Origin of the sequence: Methylobacterium sp. 4-46 (assembly GCF_000019365.1) — a bacterium.
Taxonomy (GTDB): Bacteria; Pseudomonadota; Alphaproteobacteria; order Rhizobiales; family Beijerinckiaceae; genus Methylobacterium.
The window spans coordinates 385,353-410,297 of record NC_010511.1 but is presented as its reverse complement, the minus strand read 5'-3'; the positions used below and the strand labels follow the sequence as shown (position 1 = coordinate 410,297).

Below are 24,945 nucleotides of genomic sequence, written 5' to 3'. Positions count from 1 at the left end.
CGGCAGAGCCCCGCCCAGCCCTCGTCCGCGGCGCCCGTCGCCGCCCCCGTTCGCGGCGCGGCGCGCCGCCTGACCCGCGGCGCCGCGCGCCGCCTGAGCCCCGCGGCCCGTCGCCGCCAGCACCGTCCCGAGCGCCTGGCACGACGGGCGCGCCTGAAGGATCGAAAGAGAATATGGCCAAGGAAGCAACCCGCATCCGTCGTCGCGAGCGCAAGAACATCGTGTCCGGCGTCGCGCACGTGAATGCGTCGTTCAACAACACCATGATCACCATCACGGACGCGCAGGGGAACACGATCTCCTGGTCGTCCGCCGGCGCGATGGGCTTCAAGGGCTCGCGCAAGTCGACCCCCTACGCGGCCCAGGTCGCGGCCGAGGATGCGGGCCGCAAGGCCGCCGAGCACGGCATGCGCACCCTCGAGGTCGAGGTGTCGGGTCCCGGTTCGGGCCGCGAATCGGCGCTTCGCGCCCTGCAGGCGGCGGGCTTCACGGTGACGTCGATCCGCGACGTGACGCCGATCCCGCATAACGGCTGCCGGCCGCGCAAGCGCCGCCGCGTCTGATCCGGTCCCCCCGACGGACGCCGTAGCGCCGGGCGGGATTCGCGAACGGGTACCCGGCGTCCTGTCCAGGGCGCTGGGTTTCTCCGTTGAGGGCTCGGGAAGCGTCGCAGCGGTGTCCTGACCGCATCCGCTCCCCATCAAGCTTCGAGACTGATCAGGACGAGTCGCGGGCTGGCCGGGCGCGGGCTGCAGCCCGACAGGTCGACGAGAGGTGTCATCGTGGTGATTCAGAAGAACTGGCAAGAGCTGATCAAGCCGAACAAGCTCGAAGTCGTTCCGGGGCACGACCCCAAGCGCGTGGCGACCGTGGTGGCCGAGCCCCTGGAGCGCGGCTTCGGCACGACGCTCGGCAACGCGCTGCGCCGCGTGCTGCTGTCGTCCCTGCAGGGCGCGGCCGTGACCTCGGTCCACATCGACGGCGTGCTGCACGAATTCTCCTCGATCCCGGGCGTGCGCGAGGACGTCACCGACATCGTCCTCAACATCAAGACCATCGCGATCCGCTCGAACAGCGACGCGCCCAAGCGCATGACCCTGCGCAAGACCGGCCCCGGCCTGGTCACGGCGGGCGACATCAGCACGATCGGCGACATCCAGATCCTCAACCCCGACCTCGTGCTGTGCACGCTCGACGAGGGGGCCGAGATCCGCATGGAGTTCACGGTCGCGACCGGCAAGGGCTACGTCCCGGCCGACCGCAACCGGCCCGAGGACGCGCCGATCGGCCTCATCCCGGTCGACGCGCTGTTCTCGCCCGTCACGAAGGTGTCCTACCGCATCGAGAACACCCGCGAGGGCCAGGATCTCGACAAGGACAAGCTGACCATGACGGTCGAGACCAACGGCGCGGTCTCGCCCGAGGATGCGCTCGCCTACGCGGCCCGCATCATCCAGGACCAGCTCCAGATCTTCGTGAACTTCGAGGAGCCCCGGAAGGAGGAGGCGGCCCCGCTCGCGCCGCAGCTGCCCTTCAACCCGGCCCTGCTCAAGAAGGTGGACGAGCTCGAACTGTCGGTCCGCTCGGCGAACTGCCTGAAGAACGACAACATCGTCTATATCGGCGACCTGATCCAGAAGACGGAAGCCGAGATGCTGCGGACGCCGAATTTCGGCCGCAAGTCTCTCAACGAGATCAAGGAAGTGCTCGCCGCGATGGGCCTGCACCTCGGCATGGACGTGCCCGGCTGGCCGCCGGAGAACATCGAGGACCTCGCCAAGCGCTTCGAGGAGCACTACTGAGCGGACCGGGAGCGGCGAGGGGGAAGATCCACCTCGCCGCTTCCCGCGCCTCTCCCGACGGGCCTCGCGGGGCCCGTCGGGAGAGGCGATGGGTGCTGCCGGGCTCTGCCCCCTTCGCCCCTCGCCGCTCAATCAACGAAGACCGGCCGGCCCGTGGCACGGCGGCCGACAATCAATGGAGACAGCCATGCGTCACGGATACCGGGGCCGCCGCTTCAACCGCACCACCGAGCACCGCAAGGCGATGTTCGCCAACATGTCGGCCGCGCTGATCAAGCACGAGCAGATCGTCACGACGCTGCCGAAGGCCAAGGACCTGCGCCCGGTCGTCGAGAAGCTGATCACCCTCGGCAAGCGCGGCGACCTGCACGCCCGCCGTCAGGCGATCGCGCAGATCCGCGACGAGGCCATGGTCAAGAAGCTGTTCGAGGTGCTCGGGCCGCGCTACCAGGCCCGCCCGGGCGGCTATTGCCGCATCATGAAGGCCGGCTTCCGCTACGGCGACAACGCCCCGCTCGCCGTGATCGAGTTCGTGGACCGCGACGTCGACGCCCGCGGCCGGGATTCCGGTCCGACCCAGGCCGCGGCCGAGGCGGCCGAGTAGGCCCGAAGCCGGATTCCCACGCGAAGGCGGCCCCCGGGCCGCCTTTTTCATGAGCCCCGCGCGAGGCCGGTCCCCGCGCCGCGCCGCTGGACCCGGGCGGCCGGTCGCGCGAGGCTCGCCCGGTTCCGGCGCGGGCCCTGCCGCGTCCCCGCCCGTCACGATTGCGCTCGCCATGATCCCGCTCCGTATGGTTCCGCTCGCCGAACTCCCGCCCGAGGCCCTGCGCACCTCCCTGGCCGCGCTCCAGGAGCGCTACGCCGCCCTGACGCGGCGCGGCCTCAAGCTCGACATGACCCGCGGCAAGCCGGCGCCCGAGCAGCTCGACCTCTCCGAGGGATTGCTGGCGCTGCCCGGCAACCGCGACCACCTCACCGAGACCGGCGAGGACGCCCGCAATTACGGCGGGCTGCAGGGCCTCGCCGAGGTGCGCCGCCTGTTCGCGCCCATCCTTGGCGCCCCGCCGGAGCAGGTCGCGGTCGGCAACAATTCGAGCCTCGCGCTGATGCACGATTGCCTGGTCTACGCGCTGCTCAAGGGCGTGCCGGGCGGGGCCGGCCCGTGGTCGCGCGAGGGGGAGATCCGGTTCCTCTGCCCGGTCCCCGGCTACGACCGCCACTTCGCGCTCTGCGAGACCTACGGCATCGTCATGGAGCCGGTGCCGATGAACCCGGACGGCCCCGACCTCGGATCGGTCGAGGAGCGCCTGCGCGATCCCCGCGTGAAGGGGATGTGGTGCGTGCCGCAATACGCGAATCCGGGCGGCGAGACCTACGCGGAATCCACGGTCGAGCGCCTCGCGGCGATGCCGGCGGCCGCGCCCGATTTCCGCCTGTTCTGGGACAATGCCTACGCGCTCCACCACCTGACCGAGCGCCGGCCGGCCCTGCGCAACGTGCTGGAGGCTGCGGCGGCGGCCGGGCAGCCGGACCGCCCCATCGTCTTCGCCTCGACCTCGAAGGTGACGCTCGCGGGCGCCGGCCTCGCCTTCCTGGCCGCCTCGCCGGCCAATCTCCGCTGGTACCTCGCCCATGCCGGCAAGCGCAGCATCGGGCCGGACAAGCTCAACCAGCTGCGCCACGCCCGCTTCCTCTCCCGCGAGGGCGCCCTCGAGGCGCTGATGGACGGCCACCGGCGGCTCCTCGCGCCGAAGTTCCGGGCGGTCACCACCATCCTGGAGCGGGAACTCGGCGGATCGGGCGCGGCGCGCTGGACCAACCCGGAGGGCGGCTACTTCATCCTGCTGGAGGTGCCCGAGGGCTGCGCCACCCGGGTGGTGGAACTGGCGGCGGGGAGCGGGCTCGCCCTCACCCCGGCCGGCGCCACCCACCCCTACGGGCGCGACCCGCAGGACCGGATGCTGCGGCTCGCCCCCTCCTATCCGAGCCTCGCCGAGGTGGAGGCGGCCGCGGAGGTCGTCGCCCTGTGCACGCTGCTCGCCGCGACCGAGGCGCGGCTTCGCGCCGTCGCCTGAGCGGCGGCGGCCCTGCCGGCCGCCCCCCTCGCGCCGCCCGCCCTCAATTCGCGTAGGTGAAGGCCCCGTCGCGCCAGACGTAGAGCACGTAGCCCGGCGCCGTCACGTCGCCCTTCTGGTCGAAGCCGACATTGCCGAGCACGAGGTTGAAGCGCTCGGAATGGAGCGTCTCGGCGATGGTCTTCGGGTTGCTGGAGCGGGCGAAGTTGCCGGCCTCGACCAGCGCCTGCATGGCCGCGTAGCCGTAGAGCACGAAGCCGCCCGGATCGATCCCGTCCGCCTGCAGGGCCTTCACGGCCGCGGCGGCCTCGGGCTTGCGGCGCAGGTCCGGGTTGAAGGTCATCAGCACGCCGTTGCTGGCCGGGCCGGCCAGGGTGCCGAACTCCTTGGTGGCGATGCCGGAGGTGCCGAACCATTGCGGGCGGTAGCCCTGCTCGGCGGCGCTGCGCACCAGCTTGCCCATCTCCTGGTAGTGGCCGCCATAGTAGACGACCTCGATCCCGGCCCCCTGCAGCCGCTTGATCAGCGCCGCGTCGTCGGTCTGGCCCGGCACGATCGCGGCGAACAGCGTCTCGTTCTGCCCGATCTTGTTGAGGTTGGCCTTGGTCGAGTCCGCGAGGCTGCGCGAGAGCGGGGTGTCGTCGTACAGGATGGCGATCTTCTTGTCCCGGAAGCGCTCCGCCAGGATCGTGGCGGAGAGCCGCCCCTGGTCGTCCTCGCGCCCGGAGACCCGGAAGATGGTCGGCAGACCGCGGTCGGTCAGGCGCGCGGCGTTCGAGGCCGGGCTGATCATCACCACGCCCTTCGCCGCGTAGACGTCCGAGGCCGCCAGGGAGGCGCTGGAGCAGACGTGGCCGACCACCAGGCCGACCCCCGCCTTCGCGAAGCGCTCCGCCACCTCGACGGCCTGGCCCGGCTCGCAGGCATCGTCCTGCACGTCGAGGATGATCGGCTCGCCCGCGAGGCCCCCCCGGGCATTCGCCTCCTTCACGGCGGCCTGGACGCCCTGCAGCACCTGCTCGCCGATGCCGGCCACCGGCCCGGTGCGCGGCACCGCCACGCCCACCACCACCTCGGCCGCGGCCGGACGCGCGGCCCCGAGCAGACAGGCGACCACGAGCCACGGCGTCACGGCCCGGCCCCGCCTCCACCCGCCTGCGCGCGTCTGGGTCACGTCCTCGTCCTCCGCACCCGTTTGCACCGCGCCATAGCACGGGCGCTCCCCCTTGTCCGCCGCGCGCTGAGCGGCGCGGCGCCGGATCGCGCCTCCCCGCCGGATGCCGGGGAAAGCCGCCCGCGAACCGGCGGCGCGGCGCGGGAGGCGGCCCCGGACCGCATCATCTCGCGCCGCGCCGCGGCCGTCATCCTCGCCGTGCCGGCGGCGGGCGCGGCCGGGGCCGGACGCTCCATGGACGCGCGTCCGCGCAGCGCGGAGAATGGCCGCGGCGGCCCGGGACGCGGCCGCAGGGAGGACCGGATGGCTGGGCAGGATCCGATTCGCGTCGCGGTGCTCGACGATTACCAGCGCGCCGCCGCCGGGCTGGCCGATTGGGCCGGGCTCGGGCCCGGGATCGCGGTCGATTTCCTGCACGAGCCGGTGCCCCGGGCCGAGGCCGCCGCGCGGCTCGCGCCCTACGCGGTGCTCTGCCTGATGCGCGAGCGCATGCCCCTCGACGCCGCGCTGATCGAGGCCCTGCCGAACCTGCGCCTCGTCGTGTTCACGGGCGGGCGCACGCACGCGCTCGATTTTCCGGCCCTGGCGCGGGCGGGCGTCACGGTCTGCCACACGCGCAACGGCGAGGGGGGCGTCGCCACGGCGGAACTCGCCTTCGCGCTGATCCTCGCCTGCCTGCGCCACCTCCCGGGCGAGTTCGCCCGCATGCGCGCCGGCCTCTGGCAGGACAGCATCGGCAGCGTGCTCGACGGGCGGCGGCTCGGCCTCGTCGGGCTCGGCCGGATCGGCGGCCGGATGGCCCGGATCGGCGCCGCCTTCGGCATGGAGCCGGTCGCCTGGAGCCCGCACCTCACGCCCGAGCGCGCCGCGGCCGGCGGCGCGGCCCTCGTCTCCCGCGAGGATCTGTTTCGCACCGCCGACGTGGTGAGCCTGCACCTCGTGCTGGCGCCCGCGACCCGCGGCATCGTCGGGGCGGCGGAGATCGGGCTGATGCGGCCCGGGGCGGTCCTGATCAACACCGCCCGCGGCCCGCTGGTGGACGAGGCCGCGCTGATCGCGGCCCTGCGCGAGGGCCGCCTGCGCGCGGCCGGCCTCGACGTCTTCGACCGCGAGCCGCTGCCGGCGGACCACCCGCTGCGCGCCCTGCCGAACGCGGTGCTCACCCCGCATCTCGGCTACGTCACCGACGCGACCTACCGGATGTTCTACGAGGACACGGTCGAGGCGATCGCCGCCTGGCGGCGGGGCGCCCCGGTCCGGGTGGTCGAACCCGCCGCCTGAGCCGGTCCCGGCGGGCCGGGCCCCGGCCCGCCGGGGCGGGGCTCAGCGGGTCACCGTGTAGATCGAGGCGCCGGCCGCGACCGGCGCGGTGACGGTCGAGAAGGCGCCGAGCACCTTCTGCACCTCGGTGAAGGGCGCGTTCGAGACGTAGACGAGATCGCGGTTGCGCATCCGGAAGGCCTGCGAGACGAACAGGCTGTTGGGGTCGCGCATGTTGATCCGGTAGACCACCGGCACCTGCGGGCTGCCGAGGAGCGGGCTGCCCGGCCGCAGGCGGCGCACCACCGAGGCCGGCTCGAAGCGGAACACGAACACGCCCGCCGGATCGGCCTGGAAATCCGACAGACCGCGCGCCTTGGTGAGCGCCTGGGCCAGGGTGATGCCGTCGGCGCTGAACGGGATCTCGGACTGGGTGCCGAGCGCGCCGATCGCCAGGAAGGTCTGGGGATCGCGCACCAGCGTGACCGTGTCGCCCGGGCGCAGGAAGATGTTCTCGCGCGGGTTCGAGACGACGCTGAGCAGCGGCACCGTCGCGGTGGTCGGGCCGCGGGAGAGCCGCACGAAGGTCTCGTTCACCGGGGCGGAGACGCCGCCGGCCGCCGCGATCACGTCGAGCAGGCGGTCGCCGCGCTCGGAGAGCGGCACGCGCCCGCCGCCGATCGAGGAGACCGGCCCGCGCAGGGCGGCCGCGCTGAGCCGGGCGCCTCCGCCCGCGCTCGCCGCCTCGCCGATCACCGTCACGCTCGAACTGAGCGGCGAGGTCACGGTGACGAGCACCTGCGGCTGGATCGCCTTGCCGGCGAGCTCCTGCTCGATCTGGCCCTGCACCTCCTGGACGCGCTTGCCCGCGACCTGGATGCGGCCCGCATAGGGCACCGAGATCGAGCCGTCGCGGCCCACGATCTGCTCCGGGATGGTCGAGGCCTTCGACCCCGCCGAGAAGCGGTCCGCCAGCACCGGGCCGGAGAACAGGCCGCCCGTCCCCGCCTCCCAGATCGTCACCGTGACGGCGTCGCCGATGCCGATCACCGGCGCGACCGCGGCGCGGCGGTCGCCGAAGGAGGCGAGCAGGCTGTCGAGGGGGCGGCCGCGCAGGGCCTCCACCACCGCCGCGTCGACGTCGATGATCTCGTAGCGGGCGAGGAGGCCCTGGTCGGTGGCGATGTCCGCACCCTCGGTCACGGCGCTGGCCGTCGGGCCGGCGGCCGGCAGAAAGTTGCTGCAGCCGGAGAGCAGCACGGCTCCCGCAACTGCGAGCGGTCCGACACGCACCATCAAGGTCCTCCACACGGAACGCCGCCGGGCCGCGCGCCCGGGGCATTCGTCGTCCCGAGGGCGCGGGTGCCGGCGGCAGGGGCCGCGCGGCGGCATCCGCGCCCGATTGGTCTCTCCAGAGCGGGCCGCCTCGGGCGGTCCACGGTCGCGGATCGCCGCCCGGGGCGAAGCGCCGGCCCGGGGGCTGGCGGCAGCCTAGCAGGCAGGCTCCCCGCAGGCGATTTACCAGACCCTACCGGCCGTCCGCCGGCCCCGGACTCCGGCGGCTTGTTGCCCGAAATCCACAGCCGGCCCCGCGGCCGGGCCGTGCGGGATGTGGTGGCGAAGCTTGGTCGTGCAGGAATGCGACGGGCGTGTGGCGGCGGCGACCGGGTGGGGAAAACCGCAGCCGCATCATCGTCTTTCCATGTTGCTGCCGCGATTGGGCGATCATTAGCGCCAGCTTGACGCGGCGGGGCCGTGGCCCTGTCGCCGTCAAGTCCCCCTGCGCGAAATGGCCAATCTGGACAACCGACGTGTGAATCCCGGTGAGTGTTGCAGAGGCGCCATTGCTCCACCGGGGTCCGTCCGTACCCTGCCGCCGCGACGGGATGACCGCCCCGCCGTCCTGCAACCAGCCCCGAGGTGCCTGCGTGAGAGCTGATGCTGCGAGACACGGCGGAACCGGTGTCGGGGACGGCGCGAAGCGCCAGGTCTTCCTGTTCCTGCAGGGACCGATCTCTCCCTTCTTCGCGGAGACGGCGGACGCCCTCGAGGCGCGCGGCCACCGCTGCCTTCGGGTCAATCTCTGCTTCGGCGACTGGCTGTTCTGGCGCCGGCCGGGCGGCATCGACTTCCGCGGCTCGCGCGAGAAGTGGCCGGCCTTCGTCGCCGACCTGATCGACCGCGAGGGCGTCACCGACCTCGTGCTCCTCGGCGAGCAGCGCTTCTACCACAAGGTGGCGATCGCGGCCGCCAAGGCCCGCGACCTCAAGGTGACGGTCACGGATTTCGGCTACCTGCGGCCGGACTGGATCACCTTCGAGCGCGACGGCATGTCGGGCGACAGCTGCTTCCCGCGCGATCCCGAGGCGGTGATGGACCTCGCCCGCGACGTGCCGGACCCGGATCTCGTCCCCCGCTACCGGGACAGCTTCGTCACCCAGGTGATCTGGGACATGGCCTACCACCTGATGAGCAACTGGCTCTGGTGGCTCTACCCGGGCTACCGGTCGCATCAGGTGCACCATCCGGCGCTGGTCTACATCGCCACGGCCCTGCACATCCTGCGCGCCAAGCGCACCGGGCCGCGCGGCGACCGCCACGTCGAGGCCCTGCGCGAGGCGGGCACGCCCTACTACGTGATGCCGCTGCAGATGGAGAACGACTTCCAGCTGCGGGCCTACTCGCCCTTCTTCGACCTCAAGACGCCGATCCACATGGTGATCCGCTCCTTCGCGGCCCATGCGCCGGCGGGGTCGCGGCTGCTCATCAAGATCCACCCGCTCGATCCGAACATCCGCAACTGGAAGCGCATCGTGCGCCGCTCCGCCGTGAAGTGGAACGTGCCGGACCGGGTCGACTACATCGACGGCGGCAATCTCGGCACCATGCTGGAGGGCTGCCAGGGCGTGGTGACCGTCAACAGCACGGTCGGGATGTGGTCGATGCGCGCCGGCAAGCCGACCATGACGCTCGGTGCCGCGGTCTACGACATCGACGGTCTGACCTATCAGGGCTCCCTCGACCGGTTCTGGACCGAGGCGCGGCCGCCGCGCCGGGACCTGTGGGACGCCTTCGTCAAGGCGATCGTCGCCAACATCCAGATCCGCGGCGTCTATTACCGGCGCGAGGGGCTCGCCGCGGCGGTCGAGGCCGCGGCCTCCCGCCTCGACCTCGCCCAGGGCACCTGGCTCGAGGTGCGCAGCCGCGCCGCCCGCCGGCAGCGGGAGGCGCCCGCCCTCGCCGCCGAGATGGAGATCGGCGGGATCGAGGCGATGCAGAACGCCTGATCCTCAGCCCCCCGCGCGAGGACACGACCGCGAAGCCGGCCCGGCAACGGGCCGGCTTCGTCGTTCCGGCCGCCCTCCGGCCCGTCCGAGCCCGCGCGTCGGCACCATCGATCAACACAGCGGACGAAACCGCGGCCTGGATCGACCGGCGTGATCATTGGATTGATCCGCCGTCCGGGCGATCACGTCCGGACGGCGGATGCCAAGCCCGCGCGGCGCTTGAGCGAAGCCCACATCCGCCATCCCGAAGGGATCAAGCGGATCACCAGCCCGCGCGGCGCCTGAGCGAAGCCCACATCCGCCATCCCGAAGGGATCAAGCGGATGGGGGATGACGAGCCCGCGCGGCGCTTGAGCGACGCCGACATCCGCATGGCCGAAAGGGGAGATGGCGAAGCCATCCGTCGGATGTCGTCCGACAGCATATCGGCAACAGTGACGCGATCTTACGGTTAGATTGTCCCGCAAAGCCGCCAACATCACAGTTTGGCCGAGAAAACCCGCGAGCCGGGAACGTCCCCGCCGGCCTCGCGCCGCGCGGCGGACGGGAGGCAAGGAGCCGAACGAAGCCCATGGCCGCACTTACCCGCACAGCCGCCCGCGCGGCCGGAACCCTGGCATCCGCCGCCCGCGTGCCCGTCTGGCTCGCCGGAATCGCCGGCGCCGACAAGTCCTTCGCGAAGAACCCGATCCTCGGCAGCCCGACGCTCAACCGCCTGGGCCTGCACGCGGCGCGGGTGCAACTCGCCGCCCGCATAGCCGAGCAGCGCCGCGCCCGGCTGGCGCCGCTGGTCGACCCGGCCGACCGCGCCGCCTTCGACCGGGACGGCATCGTCATCAAGCGCGACTTCCTGGACCCGGAGACCTTCCGGGCCCTCAAGGACGAGATCTTCGGGCGGCGCTTCGCGGCCCGGGAGCTGCGCCAGGGCCAGGCCGTGCAGCGCATGGTCCCGCTCGGCCGCGACACGCTCCCCGGCCTGCCGCAGCTCTCGGCGCTGGTAAGCCACCCCGCGCTGCGCGGCCTGACCTACTACGCGGCCTCGCGGGCCGGGGAGCCGGTCTACTACCTGCAGACCGTCGTGGCCGAGCCCGACGGCCCGAACGACCCGCAGACGGCGCTGCACGCCGACACCTTCCACGCCACCACCAAGGGCTGGTTCTTCCTGCACGACGTGGCGGAGGAGGAGGGTCCCTTCGTCTACGTGCCCGGCTCGCACCGGCTGACGCCGGAGCGCCTGGCCTGGGAGCGCGCGCAGAGCGTCGCGGCGCGGGGGCATGCCAACAGCCACCACGCGGCCGGCTCCTTCCGGATCCGCGAGGAGGACCTGCCCGGCCTCGGCTACGGCGCGCCGGTGCGGGTCGCGGTGCCGGCCAACACCCTGGTGATCGCTGACACGTTCGGCTTCCACGCCCGCGCCCCGAGCCTCCGGGCGAGCACGCGGGTGACCGTCCACACCTACATCCGCCGCAACCCGTTCCTGCCCTGGACCGGCCTCGACCCGAAGGCGCTGCCGGGGCTGCGCGGCCGCGAACTCGCGCTCTATCTCGGGTTCCAGGACCTGAAGCGGCGCCTCACCGGCCGCGGCGCCCCCTGGCGGCCGGTAGGGCCGGTGACCGTCGACGCGCCCGCGCAGGTCTAGGGCCGACCGACGGCGCCGGGACGCGGCGCACCCGGGGCGCGCCGGCGGGGCTCAGCCCCGCGCCGGCGGGGCTCAGCCCCGTGCCGGCGGGGCTCAGCCCCGTGCCGGCGGGGCTCAGCCCCGCCGCAGCACGTGGCGCCAGATCAGGGACCAGACCTGCTTCATCACCGCCTCGGCCGTGAGTTCCCGCCGCGACAGGGAGGGATCGCCCTCCGCGAGGCGGCGCACCAGCACCTCGGGCGGGCAGGGCAGGCCGGTGCGCGGATCGACGTAGCGCGGATAGGCGATCAGCGCCCCCGCCACGAGTTCGTCCAGGCTGAGCCGCCGCGTGCGCCGCGGGCAGGGCGGGCTCTCCGTCAGGCCCCAGCCGGCGTAGAAGGGCAGGCCGTGCGTCGTCACCGGCTTGCCCCGCAGCAGCGCCTCGAAGCCGATCAGGGAGGTCAGCGTCTCGACGTGGTCGGCCGCGTCGATCGCGTCCGCCGCCGAGACGTCCCGCAGCACCATGTCGGCATGGGCCGCCAGGTCCTGCGCCGGCACCCAGCCGGGGCGCAGGCCCGCCTCCACGTCCGGATGCGGCTTGAAGGCGATCACCGCCTCCGGATGACGCTCCCGGGCGCGGCGCAGCAGGTCCGCGTTGGTGCGCACCTCCAGGCAGCCGAGCCGGATCGAGGCGTCGTTCTCCACTTGGCCGGCCACCAGCACCAGGGGGCCGGGCCGCGGCCGCGGCGGCATCGGCGCGCCGCCGACATTGTACTTGCTGACCCGTGCGGCGACGATGGTCTCGCGCAGGTCGGCCGCGCGCTCCAGCATCGCTTCGTCGAACTCGGCCGTCTCCAGCAGCCGCTCCAGGTCGCTCGGGCGCGTGGCGTCGTAGTAGACCCCCGCGCGGTCGAGGACGTGCGAGGCCCCCGGCCGCAGGGCGACCCCGAGCCCGACCGAGCGCAGGAACCCGTCCTCCATCCGCAGTAGCGGGATGCCGGCGGCGCGGCAGGCCTCCTCCGTCCCCTCCGGCATCCGGCTCGCCCAGGCGACGACGCGCGCGAAGCCCCGCAGGTCGGAGGCGGTCACGCGCGCGACCTTCTGCGGGATCACCGGACGCTGGCCCGGGGACGAGAAGGTCTCGCTCACCGAGCGCCGCTTCCAGGCCGAGAAGCCGAGGCAGAGCGTGCGCGCCGTGTTCTCCCGGGCGCGGCCGACGATCAGGGCCAGGTAGTCGAGGGCGTCCTCCAGCCGGCAGGCCTCGCCCAGATAGGGGTCGAAGTAGCGGGAGCAGACGATGTAGGCCGCGGCGAAGACCTCCTGCGGGCTGCGGCGGCGGGAGCGCCGCGGCAGGTGCAGCCGGTCGTCCGTGAAGCCCCAGCCGGCGTAGAAGGGCAGGCCGAAGCAGGTCACCCGGCGCCCCGCCAGGGCGGCTTCGAGGCCGATATGGCTGGTCACCACGAACAGGCGGGCGCATTCCTCCACCACCGACCAGGCGGCGACCGGCTCGGTCACCAGCCGGGCGCCGAAGCGCGCGGCCGTGGCGGCGTCGATGTGGCCGACCGTGCCGGGCGGGGCGGCCGGGTCCATCACCACGACCCGCTCGGCCTGCGGGTGCTCGGCGGCCGCGGCGGCCAGCATCGCGGTGAAGCAGGTCGCCCCGGCGAGCCCGAAGCCGATCGTGGCGTCCCGGCGCCCCTGGTCGACGATGGCGACGCGCGGGGCCGCGCGCGGGCCGGGCGCCTCGCCGAGCACCTCGCCGAGCAGCCGGCGGCGCGGGTCGTTGTCGAGGCTCAGCCGCTCCTCGCGCAGGCGGGCGCTGCCGGCCTCGGCCCGCGCCAGGGTCTCGGGCGTCTCCCAGCCGCCCTCCTCCAGCATGATCTCGAGTTCGCTCGGCGCCGTGGCGTCGTAGTAGATGCCGAGCCCGTCCACGATGTAGCTGAGGCCGCGCGCGCCGCGCCCCGCCGCGGGCAGGCGCAGGAAGCCGTCGTCCCAGCGGTCGGTGAGGCGCACGCGGCGGGAGGTCGGATCGCTGCCCAGCCGGCGCGACCGGCGCGGCGTCTCCGGCTCGCTGTCGGACGCGGTGCGGGGCCAGAACCGCTTGAGCTTGCTGTGATCCATCCGGTGCTCGTCTCGGGCGGGTCTGCCCGCGCCGCGGGTCCCGCGCCGTTCCATATCGGCCGGGCCCCGTCAAGCGCGGCGGTGTCGGGCCGGGGCGCGGGTGCGCCGGCTTCCGGCGCGGCCGCGTCGCCGCTATAGCCGGGACCGCCGGGCGGCCCCGCCCCGGCCCGACCGTGGAGCCGGATCATGCCCGTCATCCTGATCAGCGGCGCGTCGAGCGGGATCGGCGCCGCCCTCGCGCGCCACTACGCGGCCCCGGGCACGACCCTCGCGCTCAACGCCCGCGGGGCCGAGCGGCTGGAAGCGGTGGCGGAATCCTGCCGGCGCGCCGGGGCGGAGGTCGAGACCCGCGCCCTCGACGTGCGCGACCGCGCCGCCACGCGCGCCTGGATCGAGGACCTCGCCGCCCGCCGCGGCCTCGACCTCGCCATCGCCAATGCGGGCGTGAATGGCGGCCACCCTGAGGGCGGGATCGAGACCGAGGAGACGGCCTTCCTGGTCATCGACGTGAACCTGCTCGGGGCGCTCAACGTGGCGCTGCCCTGCGTGGCGCGGATGGCGGCGCGGGGACGCGGCCAAGTCGCCCTGATCTCCTCGCTCGCCGCCATCGCGCCCCTGCCCGACGCGCCCGCCTATAGCGGCACCAAGGCGGCGCTCCTCGCCCACGGCCTCGCCCTCCGCGAGAAGCTCGCGCCGCGAGGCGTGCGGATGAACGTGGTCTGCCCGGGCTACGTGCGCACCGCCATGGGGGCCGATTACCAGGGCTGGCGTCCCCTGGAGATGAGCGCCGAGGCGGCGGCGCGGCGGATCGCCAGGGGCCTCGCCCGGGACGAGGCGGTGATCGCCTTCCCGGCCGCCCTCGCGGCGGCGGCCCGCGGCGCCGCCCTCCTGCCGGAATCCCTGCGCCGCCTCGGCATGCGCGGCTTCCGCTTCCGGACGGGGGAGCGGCAGCAGCGCTGATCCCCCCACGCATCGCGACGCCGGAGCCTCCCTTGCGCATCGCCCTCTTCACCCTCGAAGCCCTGCCCAACGCCCGCGCGGTGCGCCGCTTCGTGGCCGACCACGCGGCGGAGATCGCCTTCGTGGGCCTCTCGAACCCGGAGCGGCCGAGCGCCGGCGGGCTCCTCGGCCAAGTGCGCCGCCACCTCGTGCGCTCGGGCCCCGGCTTCCTGCCCTATCTGGGGGTGAATTTCGGCCTGCCCGACCTCGTGCGCGGCCTCGCGCCGGTGACGCAGCGGCTCGGCGGCAGCCTGGACCAGCCCGAGACGACGCCGCTCGCCGCGCTCTGCCGCCGGCTCGGCTTGGCGCATGCCCGCATCGACGCCGTGAACGCGCCCGAGACGACGGCGCTCATCGCCGAGCACCGGGCCGACCTCATCGTCTCCTACCATTTCGACCAGATCTTCGACGCCGCGACCCTGGCGGCGGCGCCGCTCGGCGGGATCAACCTGCATCCCTCGCTGCTGCCGCGCCATCGCGGGCCGGTACCGACCCTGCACGCGCTCCTCGACGAGACGCCGGATTTCGGGGTCACGGTGCATCGCCTGAGCCCGCAGATCGATGCCGGCACGATCCTGGCGCAGGAGCGGGCGGACCTGCCCGCCGACGTCACCGCCACCCGGGCGGCGATGCGCCTGCACGAGGCGGGCCGCCCGCTCCTCGCCGGGATCCTCGATGCCGTGCGGCGGGACGGCCGGGTGCCGCCGGGCCGCGCCGTGCCGGTGCTGCCCTATTGCGGCTTCCCGAGCCCCGCGCAGCTGCGCGACCTGAAGCGCCGCGGCCGCCGCCTCGTGGACGCGCGCGACCTTGCCGAGGCGTTCAGCCTGTCGCTGCGCTGAGCGGGTGAGCGCCGGGCGGCGGCCCCCTCCGGCGGGGGCTGCCCGCGGCGGGAGCTGCCCGTTCCCGCCTCAGCTGCGCCGCGCGATCAGCCGCTCGACCAGCGAGCCGCCCCGGTTCAGCTCCGCCGTCTCCTCGGCGAGCGCCGCGACGGTGAGGCGGATCTGCTCCACCGTGTGCTCCGAGGTCAGGAAGAAGCGCAGGCGCGACGAGCGCTCGGGCACGGCCGGGTGGATGATCGGCTGCACGTTGACGCCGCGCTTGAACAGGCGGTCGGACAGGGTCACGGCCTTGAGCGAGTCGCCGATGATCACCGGCACGACGGCGAGGCCGAGGCTGGTCCCGGTGTCGAGGCCGCGCTGGCGCGCCTCGCTGAGGAAGAGCTGGCCGTTGCGGCGCAGGCGCTCGACCCGCTCCGGCTCGCGGTGCATCAGGTCCAGCGAGGCGGCCGCCGCCGCGGCGAGCGGCGGCGACATCCCCACCGAGTAGACGAAGCCGCCCGCCGTGCATTTCAGGAACTCGACGAGGGCGGCGCAGCCCGCCACGTAGCCGCCGCAGGACGAGAGCGTCTTCGACAGCGTGCCCATCCAGATGTCGACGGAGCGCGGGTCGACGTCGCAATGCTCGTGCAGCCCGTGGCCGTGCCGCCCGAGCACGCCGAGCCCGTGCGCCTCGTCCACCATCAGCCAGGCGCCGTAGCGCTCCTTCAGTGCGACGAAGCCGGCGAGGTCCGGCGCGTCGCCGTCCATGCTGTAGAGGCCCTCGATGATGATGAGGGCGCGGCGGTGCTCGTGGCGGGTGGCGTGAAGCAGCCCTTCGAGCGCGGCGAGGTCGTTGTGCGGGAAGCTGCGCCGCTGCGCGCCCGAGAGCTGCGCGCCGGTCACCACGGAATTGTGGATCAGGGCGTCGTGATAGATCACGTCGCCTGCCTCCATCAGGGCCGCGATGGTCGCCACGTTGGTGGCGTGCCCGCTCACCATGACGACGCAGGATTCGGTGCCGTAATGGGCCGCCAGCGCCCGCTCCAGGGCGAGGTGCCCCGGCCGCTCGCCGGCGACGACCCGGCTCGCCGAGGCCGAGGTGCCGTAGGTGGACAGCGCGGCCTGCGCCGCCGCGTTCACCTCCGCATGGCCGTTGAGGCCGAGGTAATCATAGGACGAGAAGTTGATCAGCGTCTCGCCGTCGATGCGCGTCGTCGCGCCCGCCTTGGCGTCGTGAACGCGGAAGAACGGGTTGCCGAGGCCGATCAGCTCCGCCGCGGAGCGCTGCAGCTTCAGCTCCTTGTAGCCGGGCAGGCTCTCGAAATCCTGCGCCGGGACCAGGGCAGGCTTCGGCGCGGGCCGGGTCGGGCCCGGGCGGGTGGGGGCCTTGCCGAGGCGGGCCGCCACGAAGCCGGCGAGCGCCTCGCGACCGCCTGTGGGTTTGGTGGAACTGCTCATGGGCAGCGCGTATCCGTCCGATGTTCCGCTACGGGAGAGGCAGGAAGACACGCAAAAGGGGATTTTCTGAGGCCCGCCGCGGCTCCGCGAGCCGCGGCGGGCGCATCTCAGAGGATCACCTTGATCTCGCGGCTCTTCTCCTCGACGAGGGCCTGGAGCGGGTCGAGCTGGCTGGCATCCAGGCTCTCGCCCGCGTGGCGCTGGGCGAGGCTCAGCACCGCCGCCGCGCCCTCGTCGACCGGTGCCGCCACCGACTGGATCAGCGTGTCGGCGAGTTCGAGCACGGTCTGGCTGCTCGACACGCCCGCCGGCGGCGCCTCCAGGCCGAAGCGCTCCTGCAGGCTGGCGCCGAGCTCGACGCCCATCAGCGAGTCGAGGCCGATCTCCGAGAGCTGCCGCACGCGGCTGAGGTCGTCCTTCGGCAGGCGCAGGATGCGGGCCACGTCCTCGACGATCGCGTCCGCCACGACCTTGCGCACCTCGTCGAGGTCGAGGCTGCGCAGGAGGCCCGGGATGCTGATCGCCGTGACCCCGCCGGCCTCCGTCTGCTGCTCCGAGCCCAGGGCCGCGTAGCTCGGCGATTTCAGCGTCGCGAGGCGCTCGCGGGCCTTGCCCCAGTGCATCGCCGCGATGGCCAGCACCGCGTCGTCCGGGGCCGGGCCCTGCAAGCTCAGCGCCTCGGCCATCAGATCGAGGGACTTGCGCGCGGCGACCGGCGTCACGCCGACGCGCTCGGACAGGGTCTCCATCACGGCGCGGTTGCGGGCGAGCACGCCGACATCCCCGATCGCCCCCCAGGCCACCGCCAGGGCCGGCAGGCCGAGGCGGCGCCGCTGCCGGGCCAGCCCCTCCATGAAGCCGTTCGCCGCCACGTAGGCGCCCTGGCCCGGGTTGCCGATGAAGGTCGTGGCCGAGGAGAACAGCACGAAGTAGTCGAGGCTGCGGGTGCGGGTGAGCGCGTCGAGGTGGCTCGCGCCGGTCACCTTCGGGGCCAGGACCGCGTCGAGGGCGGCCGGATCGAGGTTCGCGACCAGACCGTCCTGCAGCACCATGGCGCCGTGGATGATGCCGGCGAGGGGCGGGCCCTCCGCCTCGACCGCGTCGAGGAGCGTCGCGACCGCCGCGCGATCCGCGATGTCGCAGGCCAGGGTGCGCACGCTCACGCCGCGGCCGGTGAGCTCCGCGATCGTGGCGAGGGCCTCCTCGCTCGACGGGGCCCGGCGGCCGACGAGCACGATGTGCCTGGCCCCGTGATCGGCGAGCCAGCGCGCCGCCTCGATGCCGAAGCCGCCGAGGCCGCCGGTGACGAGGTGGCTGCGGTCGGGCGCCACCACGAAGGGGCGGCGCGTCTCCGCCGCGACCGTGCCGGCCCGGGGCGGCGCGATCACGATCTTGCCCACGTGACCCGATTGCTGCATCAGCCGGAACGCGTCCGACACCTCCTCGGCCGCGAAGGGCTGGAACGGCAGCGGCTTCAGAACCCCGTCCGCGAACAGCGCCATCACCTCGCGGAACAGGCGCTGGCCCTCCTCCGGCTGGAATTGCAGCAGCTGGTCGAGGTCGACCCCGAAATAGGACAGGTTCCGCCGGAACGGCCGCAGCCCGATATGGGTGTTGGCCACGTAGTCCCGCTTGCCGAGCTCGACGAAGCGCCCGAACGGCTTGAGGACGTTGAGGCTGCGCTCCATCGCCTCGCCCGAGAGGCTGTTGAGCACCACGTCGACGCCGTCGCTGGTGATCCGGCGGATCTCGTCCACGAAGGCGAGGGAGCGGGAATCGAGCACGTGCTCGGCGCCCAGCGCCTTCACGAGGGCGCGCTTCTCCGTCGAGCCCGCCGTGGCGATCACCCGCGCGCCCCGCGAGGCCGCGATCTGCAGGGCCGCGAGGCCGACGCCGCCCGCCCCGCCATGGACCAGCACCCACTCGCCGGCCTTGATCCGGGCCAGGGTGACGAGGCCGTAATAGGCGGTGAGGAAGGCGACCGGCGTCGTCGCGGCGGCCTGCAGGCCGATGCCCTTGGGCGCCGGCGCCACCACCATCTCGGGCACCACCACGTGGGTGGCGAAGCCCGACTGGGCGAAGGCCACGACCGCGTCGCCGGGCGCCACCGCGGTGACGCCGGGGCCGACCGCCGTGACGCGGCCCGAGCATTCGAGACCGAGCCGCGGGCCGGCGAAGCCGTCCTCGAGGATCTCCTCGGGCAGCATCGAGAGCGCCCAGAGCACGTCCCGGAAGTTGAGGCCCGTCGCCTCGACCGCGATCTCCACCTGGCCCGGGCCGGGGGCGACGCGCTCGGCCGGACCCCAGCGCATCTCGTTGAGGCCGCCATGGGCGCTGCGCTCCAGCCGCGCGGCCGGCGCCGCCCCGGCCTCGCGCACCGAGCGCCGGCCGGTGCCGCCCGCCGCGAAGCGCACGACCCGGGTGCGGTCCTCGTCGAGGACGATCTCGGTCTCGGCCGTGCCCGACAGGATGAGGTCGCGCAGCCGCTCGGCCGTGCGCTTCGAGGTCAGCGTCGCCGCGAGGTCGACCCGCCGGATGTCGAGGCTCGCCACCTCATTCGCCAGCGTGCGCGTGAAGGCCCAGACGCCGGCCTCGACGCTGCAGGCCGGCCCGCCGCGGTCCCGGGTCGCGCCGGGGCAGACCACCCAGAGCCGGGTCGGCCGCGTGCCGAGATGCTCGACGCAGCGCTTGAGCCCGAGCACCCGCTCGCGCAGGCGCGCCGCCGGCTCCCCGCCGCGGCCGAAGGCCTTGGCGAGGTACATCACGGTGTCGGGCGTCTCCCGCGCCAGTTCCTGCAGCGACACCTCGGAATCGAGGATGATCGAGACGTGCACGCCGCTCGCCACGAGCAGCGTCGCCAGCGAGGAGGCGGTCTCGGCCGCGAAATCGTCCTCCGACCCGATGATGAAGGCGAAGGTCTGGCCCGGCGCCGGCTTCGGCCGCGGCGGCGCCTCGGCCAGGAGCAGGAGGTCGTTGCCCGCCTCGGTGGCGGCGCGGTCGGCCGAGACCTTCACGAGGCCGGCCGCCGAGAGCGCCCGCTGCCAGCCCGCGACGTCGTCGAGGCGCCCGACCGGCAGGTCGGGCTCGCCCTCGAACCAGGTCGGCGCGAGGCCGAAGACGAGGTCGCGGAACAGCGAGGCGGCGGGCTCGACCGCCGCGAACAGCCCGCCCGTGGCGAGGCTGGCCGCGAGCCGGCCGAGCAGCTCGCGGTCGCTGCGATGGAGCACGTCGCTCGCCAGCACCGCGTCGATGGCGGCCTGAGGCAGCTCCGCCGGGTCCTCGATCACCGTGATCCCGGCCGGGAGCGCGAGGCGCGCCCGCTCGGCGAGGCGGCGATCCGCCTCGAAGACGGTGAGCTTCGCCTCGCAGGCGGCCGCGAAGGCCGCCACCTGCGCGGAGAGCGGGCCGTAGCCGATCTGCAGGAGCCGCAGCGCCCGGTCGCGGGGCAGGGCCGACTGGCTGCGCTCCAGCAGCCGCATCAGCGTCTCGGCCGAGGCGCGCACCGTCGCGCCGCGCAGGCTGAACCCGTCGAGGGCGGCCTGGGGCAGGACGGGGGCCTGGCTCAGGCTCCCGTCGAGGATCCGGGCGACCACCGCGCCGAGATCGGCGCAGAGCAGCAGCTCCGCCGAGAGGTCGGGATGGTCCGCCGCGATCCAGCGCATGATCTCGTCGGGATCGGGCAGCGTCACGTCCGTGCGCAGCTTCCAGCGGTGGTCGCCGAGTCCCTCGGCGAGCCCGCTGCCGTCGAGGGCGATGAGCTGGTTGACGAACCAGGGGCGCAGCGCCTCCGGCAGGCGGCCGAGGGACGCGAGGTCGACGATGCTGCCGCGCGACAGGCCGCGGGCGAGCCGGTAGGCGAGGGCGGTCGCCCAGCCTTCCAGCAGCATGTGCCCGGGCGAGAGCGCCGCCTCGTCCTGCGCCAGCACGCCCGGCGCCTGCCGGCGCGCGGTCGCGGCGACCGAGGGCTGCGGCTCCAGCGCGATCGCGGTCGGCTCGGTGGCGAGTTCGGTCGCTTGCCGGATCGCGTAGGCGTCGAGGTCGCCGCCGCCCTTGGCGCGCAGGGCCTGGAAGCGGCCCTCGCGCAGGGTCGCGATCACCGCGCCCTCCGCGTCCACCAGGGTGAAGTCGGCCAGGATGCTGCGCTCGTTGCAGCGCAGGGTCCGGATCATCGCCCGGGCGATCACGCCGCCGGGCCGCAGCAGGCGCACCTCGCCGAAGCGCACCGGCACGTAGGCCTTGCCGGCATTCTCGCCGAGCAGGTCGGCGAAGAGCAGGATCAGGCCGTGGAAGCAGGAATCGAGGCGGGCGGGCACCAGGCCGAAGCGCGGATTGGCCTCCGCCGGCACCAGTTCCGAGACGATGGTGGCCTCGTCGAGCCGGGCGCTGCGGGCGACCTGCCGGAAGCTCGGGCCGAAGCCGAGGCCGGAGCGGCGCGCCCGCTCGTAGAGCTCCTCGCCGGACACGACCTGGTCCTCGGGCAGCGCCACCTCGACGCGGGCCGGGACCGGGCGCTCGCCCTCCACGATCTTGGCGACCGCGTGGAGCTGCCAGGCGGCCTGCGCGAGGCGGGGCCGCGACAGGATCTGCACCTGGTTGACGCCGGGCGCGAAGCGCGCCTGGACCTCGCGCAGGGCCTCCTCGGCGAAGATCATCGGCTGCTGGATCTCGACGTCGGCCAGCGTCACGGCCTCGCTGCCGAGATGCTCGCGGGCCACCGCCAGCGCCATCTCCACGAAGGCCGCCCCGGGCAGGATCGCCTGGCCGTCGATGCGGTGGTCGTCGAGGTCGGGATTGGTGGCGAGGTCGAGATGGGCCTGCCACTCCAGCCCGCCCGCGAAGAGGCGGGACCCGATCAGCGGGTGGTAGGGCCGCGGGCTCGCCGGGCTCAGCACCTCGGTGGTCTCGGCGAGCCGGAACGGGCGGCGCTGCCAGGGATAGGAGGGCAGGGCGACCGGCCCCTCGGGGTTGCGCCCGAAGGCCACCGCCTCGTCCACGGCGGCGCCCTGCACCACGGCGCTCGCCAGCGCCTGCAGGAACGGGTCGCGGTCGGACGGCTTCTTGTGCAGCACGCCCACGGTGGCGCCGTCGATGCCGAGCGGCTCCAGGCAGTCGCCGATATGGGGCAGCAGGGTCGGCCGCGGGCCGACCTCGACGAAGACGCGGGCGCCCGCGCGGGCGGCGGCCTGCACGGCCTCGCTGAAGCGCACCGGCTCGCGGATGTTGCGCCACCAGTAGCCGGCGTCGAACCGCTCGCCCGCCAGCAGGTCGCCGGTCACGGTCGAGGCCATCGGCACGGTCCCGGATGAGGGCGCGAGCCCCTTGAGGTCGCGCAGCAGCGGCCCCTCGATCGGGTCCATCAGCCGGCCGTGGAACGCGTAGTCGAGATCGAGCTTGCGGCCGCGGCGGCGCTTGCGCGCCATCGCCTTCATGGCGGCGTCGATCGACTCGACCGGGCCCGCCACCGTGACCGCCTTCGGGCTGTTCAGGGCCGCGATGTCGAGGTCGGGGAAATCGGCCAGGAAGGTCTCCACCTCCTCGACCGGGGCCAGCAGCACCGCCATCGTGCCGAGGCCGCGCGTGGTCTCCTGGTGCTTCGAGCGGTTGAAGATCACCCGCACGGCCTGGGGCAGGCTCAGGATGCCGGCGGCCTCCGCGGCGCCGATCTCGCCGACCGAGTGGCCGATGATCACCCCGGGGGTGAGCCCGACCGCCCGCAGGGCCGCCGTCGCGGCGCTCTGGATCGCGAAGATCAGCGGCTGGGAGACGCTGGTGAGGACGAGGCGCGCCTCCAGGTCGTCCGCGAACAGGGCCTCGGTCAGCGACCAGCCGGCGAGCGGCCGGAACAGCGCGTCGACCGCCTCGAAGCGGCTCCGGAAGCTCGCATTCGCCGCATAGGCGTCGCGGCCCATCCCGGCCCATTGGCTGCCGTTGCCGGAATACACGAAGGCGACCGGGCCCGAGCGCTCGGAGGCGGTGCCGAGGGCGCCGGCGGGCGGCTCCTCGGAGGCCGCGACGGCCCGCAGGCTCTCGGCGACGGCGCTGGCATCCGCGAGCGGCACGGCGAGCCGGGTGGGCAGGCGCTCCCGGCGGTGGGCGGCCGCCGCGGCGATGCGGCCGATCTCGGCCGGGGCGGCGCCGTCGAGGCGCTCCGCGTAGGCCTCGGCGAGTTCGTTGAGGGCGGCGCGGCTCTGCGCCGACAGGAGCAGCACCTCCGGCGCCGGCGCGGCCTCGCCCGCGCCCGCCGGGGCGGCGCCCTTGGCGTCGGTGAGGATCACGTGCGCGTTGGTGCCGCCGAAGCCGAACGAGTTCACGCCCGCGAAGCGCTCGCCGCGCCCCCGCGCGAGCGGCCGCGGCGCCGTGTTCACGGCGAGGTTCAGGTCGTCGAAGCGGATGGCGGGGTTGAGCTCCTCGCAGTGCAGCGAGGGCGGCAGCAGGTCGTGCTCGAGGGCGAGGCTCGCCTTCAGCAGGCCGGCGAGGCCGGAGACCGGCTCGGTATGGCCGATATTGGTCTTGATCGAGCCGATCGGCAGCGGGGCGGTGCGGCCGCGGCCGATCTTCGATCCGATGGCGCCGGCCTCGATCGGGTCGCCGACCGGCGTGCCGGTCCCGTGCGCCTCCACGAAGGCGACCGCGTCGAGGTCGATGCCGGCCTCGCGGTAGATCTCCTCCAGCAGCACGCCCTGCGCGTAGCCCGAGGGCAGCGAGATGCCGGTCGTGCGCCCGTCCGAATTGACCTTGGAGGCCGCGATCACCGCGCGCACCGTGGCGCCGGTCCGCGCCGCCGCCGCCGCCGATTGCAGCACCAGGACGACGCCGCCCTCCGCGCGCACGTAGCCGTCCGCCCTGGCCGAGAAGGCCTGGCACAGGCCCGTGCGCGACAGCATCGAGGCGTTCGAGAAGGAGATGAAGTTGAACGGGCTCGCCAGCACGTTCACGCCCGCCACCACGGCCGTGTCGATGCGGCCCGAGGCGATCGCCGCGACGGCCGCGTCGAGGGCCACCAGCGAGGACGAGCAGGCCGTGTCGAGGGTGAAGCTCGGCCCCTTCAGGTCGAAGATGTAGGAGATGCGGTTCGAGAGGATCGACAGCGTGTTGCCGGTCGCCGCGTAGGCGTCGCCGGAGGCGCAGTCGAGCACCCGCAGATTGCCGTAATCGAGCGAGGAGGCGCCCACGAAGACGCCGATCCCGGTCCCGGCGACGGCGGAGGGCCGCAGGCCCGCATCCTCCAGCGCCTCCCAGGTCAGTTCGAGCAGCATCCGCTGCTGGGGATCCATCTGCTCCGCCTCGCGGGGCGAGATCCCGAACACGGTGGGGTCGAACGACCAGATGTCGTCGAGCACGCCCGCCGCCCAGGTGTAGCTCTTGCCGCGCTCCTGGACGCGCGGATGCCCCAGGCGCTCCAGGGACCAGCGGTCCTCCGGGATCCGGGAGACCGCGCAGCGCCCCTCGGCGAGGAGCTGCCAGAGGCCGTCGATGCCCGTGGCACCCGGGAGTCGGCAGGCCCGACCGATGATCGCGATGTCAGGACGATGTCTCACGTTCGGTACGCACGCTCGCTCAAAGGGGAAGCCGGCGGGTGTGCCGACGCGGACCTTCCTTAGCCATAGTATGCGACCTGAGCCGAGGCCAACCCCCCGCAGGCCGCCGTCATCCCTCAGCCCCTGCCGATGCCGGGGCGGTGTTGCACAACTTCATCAGTGATACTGCGTCGCGAATTTCGGCAGCTTGCCCTGATCCGCGGCACATCGTGCGGTTGCCAGCATCGAACAGCGCCCGTCATTGTTAAGTTCATCGTGCCTCGCGACTGTGCTGGCGCAGGCCGCTAGTAAGCCGGAAATTCGGGTCGTATTGCGGCAGAGCCGCCGTCCGCTTCCCCGGATTGAGCACGGCCGCCAACCCGCAGGCCCGTTCCCGCGCGCGGGGACCTTCGGAGGGGACCTCGGCGGGGCGTCGCGCGGTTCCGCCCGGCCCGCTCTCCCCGCCGCGTCCGCCGGATCGGTGGCCGTCCCGGCCGACGATGCTCAGAAGGCCTTGAAGGTGATGATGGTCCGGGTGTCCTGGATGTTCGGGATCGTCTGCACGTTCTCGGCGACGAAGTGCCCGATATCGACCCCATCCTCGACGTGGAACTTGGCGAGAACGTCGTAATGCCCGGCGGTGGAGTAGATCTCTGAGGCGATCTCCCGGTCGGCGAGCGCGCTCGCCACCGTGTAGGTGCGCCCGAGCTGGCACTTGATCTCGACGAAGAAGGTCTGCATCGGCCTCGCCCCCCTGGCCGCCGGGATGCCCGGCCCCGCGGCGGGGCTGCATACCGGGCCGGCTTCCCTCTAGCG

General features: G+C 73.7%; 15 protein-coding genes. 9 read left to right on the top strand and 6 right to left on the bottom strand.

Features of this window, described 5'->3' with window-relative positions; genetic code table 11:
* Positions 1–173 precede the first annotated feature (173 nt).
* The 4 genes from rpsK to M446_RS01580 all read left to right on the top strand — a co-directional run bounded on the left by rpsK (position 174) and on the right by M446_RS01580 (position 3,877).
* Complete coding sequence (rpsK, locus tag M446_RS01595) at positions 174–563, top strand: 30S ribosomal protein S11 (protein WP_012330319.1); 390 nt, start codon at positions 174–176, stop codon at positions 561–563.
* 186 nt (positions 564–749) lie between these two features.
* A complete protein-coding gene (locus tag M446_RS01590; protein WP_415926910.1) occupies positions 750–1,802 on the top strand; it encodes a DNA-directed RNA polymerase subunit alpha in 1,053 nt (350 codons plus the stop codon).
* 187 nt (positions 1,803–1,989) lie between these two features.
* Positions 1,990–2,406, top strand: a complete 417-nt coding sequence (gene rplQ / locus M446_RS01585; RefSeq protein ID WP_012330317.1) for a 50S ribosomal protein L17 — start codon at positions 1,990–1,992, stop codon at positions 2,404–2,406.
* Positions 2,407–2,593: 187 nt separating this feature from the next.
* The gene (locus M446_RS01580; protein ID WP_012330316.1) at positions 2,594–3,877 is read left to right on the top strand and encodes an aminotransferase; all 1,284 of its coding nucleotides are present in this window, start codon (positions 2,594–2,596) and stop codon (positions 3,875–3,877) included.
* A 43-nt stretch (positions 3,878–3,920) separates the two neighbouring features.
* Here the strand turns inward: M446_RS01580 and M446_RS01575 are convergent, their stop codons facing one another.
* Positions 3,921–5,009, bottom strand: a complete 1,089-nt coding sequence (locus M446_RS01575; protein WP_012330315.1) for a branched-chain amino acid ABC transporter substrate-binding protein — start codon at positions 5,007–5,009, stop codon at positions 3,921–3,923.
* 345 nt (positions 5,010–5,354) lie between these two features.
* Here M446_RS01575 and M446_RS01570 point away from each other — a divergent pair, with 345 nt between their 5' ends.
* Positions 5,355–6,332, top strand: a complete 978-nt coding sequence (locus tag M446_RS01570) for a D-2-hydroxyacid dehydrogenase family protein (protein ID WP_012330314.1) — start codon at positions 5,355–5,357, stop codon at positions 6,330–6,332.
* A 42-nt stretch (positions 6,333–6,374) separates the two neighbouring features.
* Here the strand turns inward: M446_RS01570 and M446_RS01565 are convergent, their stop codons facing one another.
* Entirely contained in the window at positions 6,375–7,607 is a 1,233-nt protein-coding gene (locus M446_RS01565; protein WP_012330313.1) for a polysaccharide biosynthesis/export family protein, read from the bottom strand.
* Between the two features lie 632 nt (positions 7,608–8,239).
* On the opposite strand from M446_RS01565, the gene M446_RS01560 reads away from it, so the two are divergent.
* Positions 8,240–9,598: a capsule biosynthesis protein gene (locus tag M446_RS01560; RefSeq protein WP_012330312.1), complete on the top strand. Its 1,359-nt coding sequence runs from the start codon at positions 8,240–8,242 to the stop codon at positions 9,596–9,598.
* 571 nt (positions 9,599–10,169) lie between these two features.
* Entirely contained in the window at positions 10,170–11,237 is a 1,068-nt protein-coding gene (locus tag M446_RS01555) for a phytanoyl-CoA dioxygenase family protein (RefSeq protein WP_012330311.1), read from the top strand.
* 114 nt (positions 11,238–11,351) lie between these two features.
* Here the strand turns inward: M446_RS01555 and M446_RS01550 are convergent, their stop codons facing one another.
* Positions 11,352–13,337: a capsular polysaccharide biosynthesis protein gene (locus M446_RS01550; protein WP_012330310.1), complete on the bottom strand. Its 1,986-nt coding sequence runs from the start codon at positions 13,335–13,337 to the stop codon at positions 11,352–11,354.
* Between the two features lie 186 nt (positions 13,338–13,523).
* Here M446_RS01550 and M446_RS01545 point away from each other — a divergent pair, with 186 nt between their 5' ends.
* Together M446_RS01545 and M446_RS01540 are read left to right on the top strand one after the other, a co-directional pair.
* The gene (locus M446_RS01545) at positions 13,524–14,297 is read left to right on the top strand and encodes an SDR family NAD(P)-dependent oxidoreductase (protein ID WP_012330309.1); all 774 of its coding nucleotides are present in this window, start codon (positions 13,524–13,526) and stop codon (positions 14,295–14,297) included.
* A gap of 32 nt (positions 14,298–14,329) precedes the next feature.
* Positions 14,330–15,175, top strand: coding sequence for a formyltransferase family protein (locus M446_RS01540; RefSeq protein WP_012330308.1), 846 nt, complete (start codon positions 14,330–14,332; stop codon positions 15,173–15,175).
* Between the two features lie 69 nt (positions 15,176–15,244).
* On the opposite strand, the gene M446_RS01535 is transcribed toward M446_RS01540, so the two are convergent.
* From M446_RS01535 to M446_RS01525, 3 genes are all read right to left on the bottom strand, one after another.
* Positions 15,245–16,612: an aminotransferase class I/II-fold pyridoxal phosphate-dependent enzyme gene (locus M446_RS01535; protein ID WP_012330307.1), complete on the bottom strand. Its 1,368-nt coding sequence runs from the start codon at positions 16,610–16,612 to the stop codon at positions 15,245–15,247.
* 107 nt (positions 16,613–16,719) lie between these two features.
* A complete protein-coding gene (locus M446_RS01530) occupies positions 16,720–24,150 on the bottom strand; it encodes a type I polyketide synthase (RefSeq protein WP_012330306.1) in 7,431 nt (2,476 codons plus the stop codon).
* Positions 24,151–24,633: 483 nt separating this feature from the next.
* Positions 24,634–24,870, bottom strand: a complete 237-nt coding sequence (locus M446_RS01525) for an Lrp/AsnC ligand binding domain-containing protein (protein ID WP_012330305.1) — start codon at positions 24,868–24,870, stop codon at positions 24,634–24,636.
* Positions 24,871–24,945: the final 75 nt, after the last annotated feature.